Below are 12,083 nucleotides of genomic sequence, written 5' to 3'. Positions count from 1 at the left end.
CCTGCTCCGTCACGGTGCTCCTTGTCCCCGGGTGCGGACCTGCGGCCCGCGTTCGGTCGTCGCGGGCGTCCGGCGACCATGGTGCCGGTTGGTCAGACGTGTCGTCCGGCGATTGGGGATCCGCAGCTCGACGGTCGTCCCACCGGCGGACCCGGACGTGATGGTCGCGGTGCCGCCGAGGTCGGCGAGGCGGCCGAGGATGCTCGACGAGACACCGAGACGGCCCTGCCCGACGGCCTCCTCGAGCCGACCCTCCGGAACGCCTCGACCGGAGTCGCGGATCGTCACGGCGATCTCGTCGCCGTCGTCGTCGAGCAGCACCCAGGCCCGCGCGTCGTCGCCGGCATGCTGGCGGACGTTGTCGAGGGCGGCCTCGACGGCGGCGACGACCTCGTCGGCGACCCTTCGTGGCAGGAGCACGGCGTCGGCGGGCGAGACGAGCTGGACACTGTCGCCCTCGACGTGGCGCAGCAGGGTGCGCAGGTCGGCGTCACCGCTGACGGCACGGCCCACCTCGGCGAGGTCGGTCTGGCTCACGAGCGTGCGCAGGATCCGCTCCTGCTCACCGGCCATCGCACCGAGCCGCGCCGTCTCCCCGCCGATGTCGCTCGCGCGCCGGTTGATGAAGGCGAGCGTCTGGAGGACGCCGTCGTGCACGGTCCGGGCGAGCCGGTCGCGCTCGGCGCGGGCGGCGTCGAGCCGCATGGCCTCGGCGAGCGCCGCGTGGCTCGACCGGGCGAGGTCGACGCAGTAGCCGATGCAGCCACCGAGCAGGAGCCCGAAGATCGAGTTGGTGATGGTGTTGGGCGTCGGCTCAACCACCTCGACGAAGGAGCACGCCGCGACGAGCGAGGCGGCCGCGAGACCACCGCGCCAGCCGCGCAGCACCGCGAACCCGATGACGGCTGCGGTGGGCCAGATCGAGGGGATGGTCTTGGCCCCGGCAGTGATGACGTCGGGGTCGTCGACGAGCCGGGTCGCGAGGATCGCGGAGCAGCCGATGGCGAGCTCGATGGTGTAGGCGCGGACCGTGCGCACCGGTCGCAACGTGACCGCGAGCGTCCAGCCGGCGAGGACCCCGAGGATGGCGACCGCCCCGACGAGGTGCGCGATCTGCTCGTGCCGCTCCCAGACCGACCACACGGCATACGCGAGGGCGAGGCAGCGGAAGACGTCGATGCCGCGCCAGAGCCCGCGAACGATGGCGTGCTCGTCGTCGAGCACCGCCACCGTCGGCGCCGAGACGGCGGCGGGGAGCTCGTCGTCGGACAGCGGCGCCGGAGCCGGGATCAGGTCGGTGTCAGGGCCGCCCGGCACATCGCCTGGCTCGCCGTCGGGCACACGGTCGTGCTCCGGGCCCGCGCCGTGCCGCGTGCGAGCCATGACGTCAGGACGCCGCCACGACGGGAGCGTCGCCGTCGCCGTCGTCCTCGGCGGTCGAGGCCGAGGTCGCTCCGGACGACTCGGAGGCCTGGGCCGGCCGGGCCTGGGCCGGCCGGGCCTTGCCCTCGGCGGCGTCGAGCGCCTCCTCCAGCTCGGGCGCGGCGCTGCCGGGCTTGGCAGCCTCCTGCAGCTCACGGGCCTTGGCCCGAGCCGCGGAGACGAGCCGGTCCTTCATCGACGTGGCGTACATGTCGACGTACTCCTGGCCCGAGAGCAGCATCAGCTCGTACATGATCTCGTCCGTGATCGAGCGCAGGACGAAGCGGTCGTCCTCCATGCCCTCGTAGCGCGAGAAGTCGAGCGGCTTGCCGACCCGCACCCCGACCCGCATGATCCGCGGGATGACCTTGCCGGTGGGCTGGGCCTTGTCGGTGCCGATCATGGCCACGGGGATGACGGTGACCTTGCCCTCGAGCGCCATCCGCGCCACGCCCGTGCGGCCGCGGTAGAGACGGCCGTCGGGTGACCGGGTGCCTTCGGGGTAGATGCCGAGCAGGTCACCGCGACGCAGCACCTTGAGCCCCGAGGTCAGCGCGGCGTTGCTCGCCTTGCCGCCCGACCGGTCGACGGGCAGCTGCCCGACGCCCTTGAAGAAGGCAGCGGTGAGCCGGCCCTTGATGCCTCGGCCGGTGAAGTAGTCGCTCTTGGCGAGGAACGTGACGCGGCGGGACACGACGAGCGGGAGGAAGATCGAGTCGGAGAAGGACAGGTGGTTGCTCGCGAAGATCGCGGCACCCTCCTCGGGGATGTTCTCCTCCCCCTCCACCCACGGACGGAAGAGGAGCTTGATGATCGGCCCGATGACGATCGTCTTGAGGAACCAGTAGAACAACCGTGTCCGCCTTCCGTCTGTGACGGCTCGAACTCTACGACACTCGCGCACTGACAGCGGCGCATGCGAGGATCAGCAGGTCCAGCCGCTTCGCCCGAGGAGCCCCACCGTGACGGTCCGTCCCGACGCCGCAACGGGCTTCGGCATGTCTTTCCAGCCCCTCCGCACGACCGTCGCCGGGGGCGGACGATGAGTGACCGCGACCTCGACGCGGAGTTCGCGCGGATCATCGCGGGATGGGACGACGAGGCACCCGAGCCACAGCGTCGTGACGCCCCGGCGTCGACTGACCAGGTGGCCCAGCCGGCGGCCGAGCAGGTCGCCGACCCTGCGCCACCGTCGGTCTCGCCGACCGAGGCCGACACGGCCGACGCGGCCGACCAGCCCGGTCCGACGTCGGCCCCGGACGCCTCACCCTCGCCGGTGGAACGCCCGCAGGCCGGCCGGGGCACCGACCCCGCGGCACCGCCGCAGCAGCCCGGAGCCGGCGCGTCGACCCCGTCGGGGTCGTCCGGTCTGCTCGAGCTGCCGATCGCCCCGACGACGTCCCACGAGTGGCGCGGCCCGACGTCCCGCCGCGACGACGCCGACGCCGCATCGGACGGCGACGACCACTTCGTCCCCCCTTCCGAGATCGACCTCCCGTCGGCCGAGACCGACCCGATGTTCTGGGCGATCGTCGGCGGCCTCGCCGGCGGCCCGCTGCTGCTCCTCTACGTCCTCTTCTTCGACCGTGACGGCAGCGGCTGGTGGGTCGTGACGGCCCTGACCATGGTCGTCGTCGGCTTCGTGCTGCTCGTCCTGCGCGGCGGCACCGAGCGGGACCCGTTCGACGACGGCACCCGCCTCTAGCCGCTCGCGAGGCGGTCCGACACGTCAGTCGGACCCGAGGTCGAGGTCGACCCAGACCGGCCGGTGGTCCGACCCCGCTACGAGGTCACCCTCGTCCACGACGGTCTCGGCCGATTCGACGACCCGCAGTCCCGGCCCGGCGAAGACGACGTCGAGGGCGGTCCTCGGGTCGAGCGCGGGAAACGTGGGCGCGTTGCCGGACACCGGCGGGTGGTGCTCGGCGAACATCGCGTATGCCGTCCCGCCGGGTCCCTCGTTGAGGTCCCCTGCGATGACGGCCCGGTCGTCGAGCCCAGCGAGCCGGGTGAGACCGGCGAGGACGGTGGCCGCGTGCCTCGCCCGCTCGGAGGCGCGCAGCCCGAGGTGCACGCTGACGACGGTGACGGCACGACGCGACGGACCGCCGGTCGGGAGCGAGACGGTCGCAGCGGCATACCCTCGCGTGCGGTCGGGGAAGCGGACCGGCAGACGGCCACGCGACGCGCCGTGGACGACCACCCGTGCGGCCGTCAGCACCGCCGTCCCGCCCGTGCCGAGGCGGCCCCGACGCCAGTGCAGACCGCAGTCACGCGCGAACGGCGGGAGGCGGAGCTCCGTCGTGAGCCGGCGCGGGACCTCCTGGAGGCACAGCACGTCGGGGGCGACGGCACGCACGACGCGTGCCGCTGCTGCCCGGTCGTCGAGCAGGTCGTGGACGTTGTAGCTCATGATCCGCAGCACATGCTCCGGTCGGCCACCGGGCCGCGCGGCCACCGGCTCAGCGGCCGGCGCGCGCGAGCTCGGCGGCGCCGATGAGACCGGCGTCGCTGCCGAGCACGGCGCGCACGATCCGCGCCTCCGGACGGTAGCCGCGCCCCGGGAGCTGGCGGCGGAAGGCCTCGCGGGCCGGGCCGATGAGCATCTCGTCGGCCGCGCTCACGCCACCGCCGATGACGAAGAGGCCGGGGTCGAAGGCCGAGGCGAGGTTGGCCAGCCCGACACCGAGCCACTCGCCGATGTCGGCGAGCAGCTCGCGCGCGGTGGGGTCGCCCTCGCGGGCGGCCTCGGTGATGAAAGGACCGGTCAGCGCGTTGGCGTCGCCGCCGAGACGGGCGAGCAGGTCGGCGACGACGGGAGACCCGGCCTCGATCATGGCGCGGGCCTCGCGCACGAGCGCGTTGCCGCTGGCGTACTGCTCCCAGCAGCCACGGTTGCCGCACTCGCAGCGCGCGCCGCCCGGCATGATCTGCATGTGGCCGAACTCGCCGGCGATGCCGTGCCGGCCGCGCTGGACGTTGCCGTCGATGATGAGGGCGCCGCCGATGCCGGTGCCGAGCGTGATGACGACGACGTGCGACTCACCCCGGGCGGCACCGAAGGTCGCCTCGGCCCAGGCCGCGGCGTTGGCGTCGTTGTCGACGGTGATCGGCAGGGCGATGCGCTGGGAGAGCGCGTCACGCAGCGGCTCGTTGCGCCAGGACAGGTGCGGCGCGAAGACGACGGTCGCGCGGTCCTCGGCGACGAAGCCCGCCGCGCCGATGCCGACGGCCACGACGTCGTCGGCGTCGACGTGGCTGAGCAGCTCCTCGACCGACTCGACGATGGTGTTCTCGACGACCGCCGGAGACGTCGAGCGGTGGGGGGTGTCACGACGGGTGCGATGGGTGATGACGCCGGACTCGTCGACGACACCACCCGCGACCTTCGTGCCGCCGATGTCGATGCCGATCGCGAGACGCCTGCTCATGCGCTGCCTCCGGGCCCGTTCTCGTCGGCGTCGATGTCGTCGGCGTCGATGTCGTCGGCGTCGGCGCTGGGATGGGCGTCGTCGCGGTCCGTGTCACGGTCGGGCGCAGGCTCGGCGCGCCGCTCCCGCTGCGCCGTCGCGAGGTCGCGCAGGGCCGTGGCCGCGAAGCCGACGAAGTCGGCGACCTTCTCGATGGTGTCGGGGTTGACCTGCTGGACGAAGGCGATGAGCTGGCAGACGGGACACACGCGGCACGCAGCGGGCGTCGTGCCCCCGCACGTGCACTCCCCCGCCGACCCGTCGGCTCGACGCGCTGCGTCCGGGCCCGTTGGGTCACCCGCCGGCGACGCCGGGCCTGCGGCGTGGTCGTGGCCGTGCGCTGCGCCGCCCGCACGCTCACCCCGGGAGTCACCGGACGGCATACGCGAGCTTCCCGCCCAGGTGCGGCGGGAGAGCAGGTCGACGAGCAGCGCAGCCTCTGCCGCGACGCTGCCGGGGGGCGCGTCGTCGGGGCGCGACGACTCGTCGGCGTCGAGCCGGTGGGGCTGGTCGGGGGCGGCGGGTGCCGCGTCGGGACCGTCGTTCGGTGTCACGGTCGGTCAGGCCTCGACGCGCTTCTTCAGCTCCTTGAGCGCGGTGTCGACGATGACCTTCTCCGCCTTGCGCTTGAGCAGCCCGATCATGGGGATCTTGACGTCGACGGAGAGGCGGTAGGTGACCTTCGTGCCGTCGCCGTCACCGGCGAGGGTGTAGGAGCCGTTCATCGCCTTGAGCACCTGCGCGGAGACGAGGGACCACGAGACGACGCCCGTGCCGTCCTCGACGACGTCCCACTCGTAGTCCAGGACGTAGGTGTCCTTGATGGCGCCGGCGTCGAGGGTGAACTGGACCTGGTCGGCCCAGCCGTCACCCTCCTCGGCGAGCACGGTGACGTCCTTCACCTCGCCCGCCCACTCGGGGTAGGCCTCGAAGTCCGCGATGACGTCGAGCACCTCGCCGGGCGGGGCGTCGATGACGATGGAGGACTCGGTGCGATCGGCCATGCGCCGAAGGCTATCGCGTCGTCAGCGGGCCGACCGCGGTTGTCCCCGCCGGTGTCATCCCGCGTCGGCCGCGTGCCAAGATGGGGACGACGGCAGCCCTGCGCCGCGGGGCGGCGCGCCCGACCGCCGAGCCCACCCTGTGATGATGCTGACGTGGTCTGCGCGGTTACCGATCGGTAAGGTGCAGCACAGTTCCCCGGCCCCGCCATCAGGAGTGACAGTGAAGGACAACGTCGTCGCACCACTCGCCCCCGTCACGACGGAGGGAAGCCTCGCCGACCTCCCCGTGCGCAACGCCGCGGAGAACGCGAGCGAGACCGCGTTCTCCCGCAAGACGCCCTCCGGGGGCTGGACGCACGTGACGTGGGCCCAGTTCGCCGACGACGTCGCCGCCGTCGCCAAGGGCCTCATCGCCGAAGGGCTCCAGCCCGGCGACCGGGTCGCCCTCATGTCGCGCACGCGCTACGAGTGGACCCTCGTCGACTTCGCCGCGTGGAGTGCGGGCGCCGTGGTCGTGCCGATCTACGAGACCTCCTCGGCCGAGCAGGTCCAGTGGATCCTCTCGGACTCCGACGCCCAGGTCGTCGTCGTCGAGACCGACGCACACCGCTCGGTCGTCGAGCAGGTCCGGGGCGACCTGCCGTCGCTCCGCGACGTCGTCACCATGGACGCCGGTGGTCTCGACGCCCTGCGCGAGAAGGGCCGTGAGGTCTCGGACGCCGATCTGGCCGCGCGCCGGGCCGGACTCGACCGACGGGCGGTCGCGACGATCATCTACACCTCGGGCACGACGGGCCGACCCAAGGGCTGCGAGCTGACCCACGGCAACTTCCTCGACCTCGCCGAGAACGCCATCGAGAAGCTCGGCCAGGTCGTCCTCACCGAGAACGCCTCGACCCTGCTCTTCCTGCCCCTCGCGCACGTCTTCGCCCGCTTCATCGAGGTGCTCTGCGTCGAGGGTCGCGCACGGATGGGCCACTCGGCCGACATCAAGACGCTGCTCGACGACTTCGCCGGCTTCCAGCCGACCTTCGTGCTCGCCGTCCCCCGCGTCTTCGAGAAGATCTTCAACTCGGCCGAGGCCAAGGCGTCCTCCGAGGGCAAGGGCAAGATCTTCCTGCGCGCGGCCACCGTCGCGATCGCCTACAGCGAGGCCCTCGACGCCGGCCGACCCGGCCTCGGACTGCGGATCCAGCACGCGGTCTTCGACCGTCTCGTCTACGGCAAGCTGCGCGCAGCCATGGGCGGGCACGTGCGCTACGCCGTCTCCGGCGGGGCGCCCCTCGGCACGCGCCTCGGCCACTTCTACCGGGGCATCGGGGTCGTCATCCTCGAGGGCTACGGCCTCACCGAGACGACCGCGCCCGTCGCGGTCAACACGCCGGACAAGATCAAGATCGGCACCGTCGGACCGCCGTTGCCGGGCACGGGCATCCGGATCGCCGAGGACGGCGAGATCCTGCTCAAGGGTGTCGGCGTCTTCAACGCGTACCACGACAACCCGACCGCGACGGCCGACGCCATCGTCGACGGGTGGTTCCACACCGGCGACATCGGCGAGATGGACGAGGACGGCTACCTGCGGATCACCGGCCGCAAGAAGGAGATCCTCGTGACGGCGGGTGGCAAGAACGTCGCCCCGGCCGTGCTCGAGGACCGCCTCCGCGCACACCCCCTCGTCTCGCAGTGCATCGTCGTCGGCGACCAGAAGCCCTTCGTCGCCGTCCTCGTGACGCTCGACGAGGAGATGTGGCCGCTCTGGGCCAAGACGCACGGCATCGAGGGAGTGTCACTCGACCAGGCCCGCACCGACCCGAAGGTCCTCGAGGCGCTGCAGGAGGCCGTCGACCGGGCCAACGAGGCGGTCTCCAAGGCCGAGTCGATCCGCAAGTTCGCGGTGCTGCCCGGCGACTTCACCGAGGCCAACGGCTACCTGACGCCGTCGCTCAAGCTCAAGCGCAACGTCGTCATGAAGGACTACGCCGACGAGGTCGAGAAGCTCTACGCCTGAGGGCTCAGCGGAGCAGGTGGCGGATGCGCGCCTGCCAGTCCGTGACGAGGGCTGCCCGTGTCGTTCCGGTCGTGCTGCGCAGGGCGGCGTCGACGGCTGCCTCGCGGTCGTCGAGCCGGGAGGTCGGGACGTCGAGCCCGCCGGCTGTGGCCCGGTAGAGACGGACGACGGCCTGGGTGCCGTGCGCGTCGGCGAGGGTGCGCAGGGCCAGCAGCGAGAGGCCGTATGCCGCCGCGAGCGCGTGGGTGCCCGGGTCGAAGTCCGCGTCGGCCGGCAGTGCCTGCGGCAGGCCGGACGCTCGCACACGTTCGAGCGCCGGAGCGACGATCGTCGCCTCCGGCAGGTCGATCGGCTCGTACGCGACGAGCTCGGCGAAGCCCTCGGACAGCCAGACGGGCACGGCCCGTGTCGTCGAGGCCCGCACGGTGACATGGGTCAGCTCGTGCGTCATGACGACGTCGCGGCCGTCGGGACGCAGCGAGGCCCACGCTCCCGGGACGAGCACGATGCGGTCTGCCCCGGCTCTCTCCCCCGGCGTCAGCGGACCGTCAGTGGCCGCGGCGACGCCGTCGAGGTCGCCGGCCGCGCGTCCGAGCAACCGGGCGGCGTCGGCGTCGGTGGCCGGGGCGATCCAGACCGCGGGGCGCACCTCTCCCCACACGCTCGCGACCCGCGAGGCCGCCGTGCGCGCCCGACGGACGACCTCCTCGATCCGGTCGTCGTCGCCGACGCCCAGCACCAGCGCGGTGTCCGACCTCCGGACGACGAGGCCCGCGAGATCCCAGGGCTGCGGGCGCCCGGAGGGAGCCGACGCCGTGATGGCCAGGCTTGCGGGCCGACTGGGGTCAGCCTTGAAGGTGAGGTCGAGGTCGAAGGACCGAGGACGAGCGTCGAAGCCCCGAAGCCTGTAGGTGAGGCTCGCCCTGACGTCCCACTCGACCGTGGTCCCCCGGGCTGCCGGAACCGGCGCGGTGGTCTCGCGGACGCCGACGAGCCGGATGCTCTCCACCGCCATGCGCGTCATGCGGTCGAGGACGGCGACCTGTGTCGGGCGCAGCGCCGCGGATGACGCCGCCTGCAGGGGTGCGAGCCACCCGCTCTCGTCAGACCGCTCCGCAGCGGCGAAGCGGGCGCGCAGCAGCTCCGTCACCGCACGCTGACGGGACGACGCCCACGCCTCCGGAGTGACCTCGGCGTCTGCGCCGAGCCCGCCGCTGGGCGAGGTCGGGTGCGGTGCTGCCGTCGCCGGGGGCCCCGAGTGCGGACCGGCCGCCGTGCACGCCGTCAGGGTCAGGACGAGCAGCGCGGCCAACGCCGCCGAGGCGGCCTCCCGCGCAGGTCCGCGACGACGGGTGCCCGACACCGCGACATCGTGTCATGCGGAGCTGTTGCTGTGGCCCGTCCCCGTCGCCCGTGGGGTCAGACGGCGTGGCGCGCTCGGTGGTGCGTCACGACCTCGGCGGGCTCGAGCTCGGCGCGAGCCGTGTTGGCCGTGGACACGGAGACGAGCCCTGCCGCCACGAAGGCAGACACGGCCCGTCGCTCCGCTCGGTCGAGGGGTGCGGTCATGACCCCGTCGACCTCACGGCGGTCGTCGACCGGCCGCGGGCGGCCGGGTCGCGTGTCGGCGCCGGGTGCGGTGGCGCCCGAACGCAGCGGGATCCCCGCCAGCGCGGTCACCATGCAGTCTGCGCAGTGGACGTCCCGCACCGGGCAGGTCTGGCAGTCGACGAGCATCATCGTGGTCCAACCCCTTCGTCTCTCGTTGCGATCTGTCGTGAAAGACGCTAGGTGGCCCCACTGACACTGCCCCGGGACACTCGGTCGTCGACTCGCCTCCCGGCCTCCGCCGGATGGCCGCGGGACCGGCGTCGAGCCGCACGGGAGGGCAACGCCCCGGGGCACCGTGATCCTCAGGCGCCGTCCGGCCCCCTTGTGCCAGAAGGGCTTGCGACCGACGCGCCTCCGAGGCATTGTCGGCGCCCCGGCATACCGTCGAGGTCATGCAGGCGATCCAGGCGACGTTCGACGACCTCGGCACCCCCCTTGCCGGCGTCACGTTCGTCGTCGTCGACCTCGAGACCACCGGTGGCTCACCCGCCCAGTGCGGCATCACCGAGATCGGCGCCGTCAAGGTGCGCGGCGGCGAGGTGCTCGGCGAGTTCCAGACCCTCGTCGACCCGGCCGAGCCCATCCCGGCGTTCATCTCCGTCCTCACGGGCATCACCGACTCCATGGTCCGCGACGCGCCGCGCATCGAGAGCGCCCTGCCCGCCTTCCTCGAGTTCGCCGCCGGCAGCGTCCTCGTCGCCCACAACGCCGGGTTCGACATCGGCTTCCTCAAGGCCGCTGCCGCCCGGGTCGGCGCTCCGTGGCCCGGCTTCCCGGTCCTCGACACGCTCCAGCTGGCCCGGCAGCTCGTCGTGCGCGACGAGTCGCCCAACCACCGGCTCTCGTCGCTCGCCCAGGTCTTCGGCTCCACGACGGCACCCGACCACCGGGCCCTGCACGACGCCCGAGCCACGGTCGACGTCCTCCACGGACTCATCGAACGCGTCGGCAACCTCGGCGTGCACACGCTCGAGGAGCTGTCGAGCTACAGCTCTCGGGTCACCCCGTCGCAGCGACGGAAGCGCTTCCTCGCCGATCCCCTGCCCAGCGCCCCCGGCGTCTACCTCTTCAAGGACGGCAGCGACCGCGTCCTCTACGTCGGCACGAGTCGCGACATCCGCACCCGGGTGCGCACCTACTTCACGGCCTCGGAGCAGCGCAGCCGGATGGCCGAGATGGTGCGCCTCGCCCACGTCGTCCACCCCGTCGTCTGCCAGACCTCGCTCGAGGCCCAGGTGCGCGAGCTGCGGCTCATCGACGAGCACAAGCCGCGGTTCAACCGCCGGTCCAAGGACGGCCGCAAGGTCATCTGGGTCAAGCTCACCCAGGAGCGCTTCCCCCGCCTGTCGATCGTCAAGCAGGTCCGCGACGACGACGCCCACTACATCGGGCCGTTCCGGTCCCGGGCGACGGCCCAGGCGGCCATCGACGCCGTCCACGAGGTCGTCCCGCTGCGTCAGTGCACCGGCCGGCTCACCGGCCGAGGCACCGCCTGCGCCCTCGCCGACATGGGCCGGTGCGGCGCCCCGTGCACCGGCGCGCAGTCCGAGGGTGACTACGCCGTCGTCGTCGCCGAGTGCCGCGCCATCTTCACCGGCAACGCCCGGCCCAGCGCCGAGCTGCTCCGGGTCCGCCTCGAGGAGCTGGCCTCGCAGGAGCGGTTCGAGGATGCGGCGCGGGTGCGCGACCGCTTCCTCCAGCTCGTCCGCGGAGCCGCTCGCGCCCAGCGGCTGGCCCCCCTGGTCCGCTCTCCCGAAATCATCGCCGCGCGCCGCAGCGACGTCGGTGGGTGGGAGCTCGTCTCCGTCCGCCACGGACGCCTCGCCGGCGTCGTGGTGAGCCCGCGCGGCGCCGACCCGATGCCCTACGTCCGGTCGATGCAGGCCACGGCCGAGGTCGTGCCCGCACCGACGCCCGACCGTCCGTCCGCCCTCACCGAGGAGACGGAGATCCTGCTCCGGTGGCTCGAGGCGCCGGGCGTGCGCATCGTCGAGCTCGAGGGGACCTGGACGTGCCCCGTCGGCGGCGCCGGTTCGGTGCGCAGCGAGCTCGAGCCCGCCGTCGCATCGGCGCACGAGGTCGTCGGGTTCGACCACGACGTGCCCGGACCGCGTGCCGGCTCCCCGCACGGCGACCGACCCGGCCGCGCCGGTCGCCCGGGCCGAGGCGGCGGCCTGCGTCGCGCGGGGTAGGCCCGGCTAGGGTGGTCCCGTGATCACCGCCATCGTCATGATCAGCTGCGAGGTCGACCGCATCCCGGAGGTGGCCGAGGCCATCGCCGACATCCCGGCCGTGTCCGAGGTCTACTCGGTGACGGGCGACGCCGACCTCATCGCCATGGTGCGGGTCAAGGCGCACGAGGAGTTCGCGGACGTCATCGCCGACCGGCTCAACAAGGTGCAGGGCATCGTCGGAACGTCGACGCACATCGCCTTCCGCACCTACTCGTCGCACGACCTCGAGGCCGCCTTCAGCCTCGGGCTCGAGGGCGAGTAGCAGGTCGACACAGACCCTCGCCTCGTCGCGGACCCCGGCCGAGCCGACCGAGTGGACGCCTGAGCGAGC

At 72.9% G+C, this 12,083-nt stretch carries 12 protein-coding genes; 4 read left to right on the top strand and 8 right to left on the bottom strand.

The window, feature by feature from the left end; translation table 11 throughout:
* Window positions 1–9: 9 nt before the first annotated feature.
* The gene (macS, locus tag ASE25_RS10385) at window positions 10–1,383 is read right to left on the bottom strand and encodes a MacS family sensor histidine kinase (RefSeq protein ID WP_056781086.1); all 1,374 of its coding nucleotides are present in this window, start codon (window positions 1,381–1,383) and stop codon (window positions 10–12) included.
* Between the two features lie 4 nt (window positions 1,384–1,387).
* The gene (locus tag ASE25_RS10380) at window positions 1,388–2,275 is read right to left on the bottom strand and encodes a 1-acyl-sn-glycerol-3-phosphate acyltransferase (protein WP_056781088.1); all 888 of its coding nucleotides are present in this window, start codon (window positions 2,273–2,275) and stop codon (window positions 1,388–1,390) included.
* A gap of 189 nt (window positions 2,276–2,464) precedes the next feature.
* Here ASE25_RS10380 and ASE25_RS10375 point away from each other — a divergent pair, with 189 nt between their 5' ends.
* Window positions 2,465–3,127, top strand: a complete 663-nt coding sequence (locus tag ASE25_RS10375) for a hypothetical protein (protein ID WP_056781090.1) — start codon at window positions 2,465–2,467, stop codon at window positions 3,125–3,127.
* 24 nt (window positions 3,128–3,151) lie between these two features.
* Here the strand turns inward: ASE25_RS10375 and ASE25_RS10370 are convergent, their stop codons facing one another.
* Genes ASE25_RS10370 through ASE25_RS10355 form a run of 4 tightly spaced genes read right to left on the bottom strand, consistent with a single transcriptional unit; the run spans window position 3,152 to window position 5,896 of the window.
* Entirely contained in the window at window positions 3,152–3,835 is a 684-nt protein-coding gene (locus ASE25_RS10370; RefSeq protein WP_235508625.1) for an endonuclease/exonuclease/phosphatase family protein, read from the bottom strand.
* A 49-nt stretch (window positions 3,836–3,884) separates the two neighbouring features.
* Window positions 3,885–4,853, bottom strand: coding sequence for an ROK family glucokinase (locus ASE25_RS10365; RefSeq protein ID WP_056825188.1), 969 nt, complete (start codon window positions 4,851–4,853; stop codon window positions 3,885–3,887).
* Complete coding sequence (locus ASE25_RS10360) at window positions 4,850–5,446, bottom strand: hypothetical protein (protein WP_056825186.1); 597 nt, start codon at window positions 5,444–5,446, stop codon at window positions 4,850–4,852. Before ASE25_RS10360 ends, ASE25_RS10365 begins: the two co-directional genes overlap by 4 nt.
* 6 nt (window positions 5,447–5,452) lie before the next feature.
* Window positions 5,453–5,896 carry an SRPBCC family protein gene (locus ASE25_RS10355; protein ID WP_056781101.1) on the bottom strand — a complete coding sequence of 148 codons (444 nt, stop codon included), beginning with the start codon at window positions 5,894–5,896 and terminating at the stop codon, window positions 5,453–5,455.
* Window positions 5,897–6,116: 220 nt separating this feature from the next.
* Between ASE25_RS10355 and ASE25_RS10350 the strand changes: the two genes are divergently transcribed.
* Window positions 6,117–7,907, top strand: coding sequence for a long-chain fatty acid--CoA ligase (locus ASE25_RS10350; protein ID WP_056825184.1), 1,791 nt, complete (start codon window positions 6,117–6,119; stop codon window positions 7,905–7,907).
* 4 nt (window positions 7,908–7,911) lie between these two features.
* On the opposite strand, the gene ASE25_RS10345 is transcribed toward ASE25_RS10350, so the two are convergent.
* Window positions 7,912–9,270: a hypothetical protein gene (locus ASE25_RS10345; protein ID WP_056825183.1), complete on the bottom strand. Its 1,359-nt coding sequence runs from the start codon at window positions 9,268–9,270 to the stop codon at window positions 7,912–7,914.
* A gap of 56 nt (window positions 9,271–9,326) precedes the next feature.
* Window positions 9,327–9,590 carry a hypothetical protein gene (locus ASE25_RS10340; RefSeq protein ID WP_235508624.1) on the bottom strand — a complete coding sequence of 88 codons (264 nt, stop codon included), beginning with the start codon at window positions 9,588–9,590 and terminating at the stop codon, window positions 9,327–9,329.
* A 320-nt stretch (window positions 9,591–9,910) separates the two neighbouring features.
* Between ASE25_RS10340 and ASE25_RS10335 the strand changes: the two genes are divergently transcribed.
* Together ASE25_RS10335 and ASE25_RS10330 are read left to right on the top strand one after the other, a co-directional pair.
* On the top strand, window positions 9,911–11,710 hold the full coding sequence (locus ASE25_RS10335; protein ID WP_056825180.1) for a DEDD exonuclease domain-containing protein: 1,800 nt from the start codon (window positions 9,911–9,913) through the stop codon (window positions 11,708–11,710).
* A gap of 19 nt (window positions 11,711–11,729) precedes the next feature.
* Complete coding sequence (locus ASE25_RS10330) at window positions 11,730–12,014, top strand: Lrp/AsnC family transcriptional regulator (RefSeq protein WP_020145466.1); 285 nt, start codon at window positions 11,730–11,732, stop codon at window positions 12,012–12,014.
* Window positions 12,015–12,083: the final 69 nt, after the last annotated feature.

The sequence above is a fragment of the Terrabacter sp. Root85 genome (assembly GCF_001429185.1).
Classification (GTDB): Bacteria; Actinomycetota; Actinomycetes; order Actinomycetales; family Dermatophilaceae; genus Terrabacter.
The sequence above is the reverse complement of the archived record's forward strand: the minus strand, read 5'-3'. Positions and strand labels throughout refer to the sequence as shown.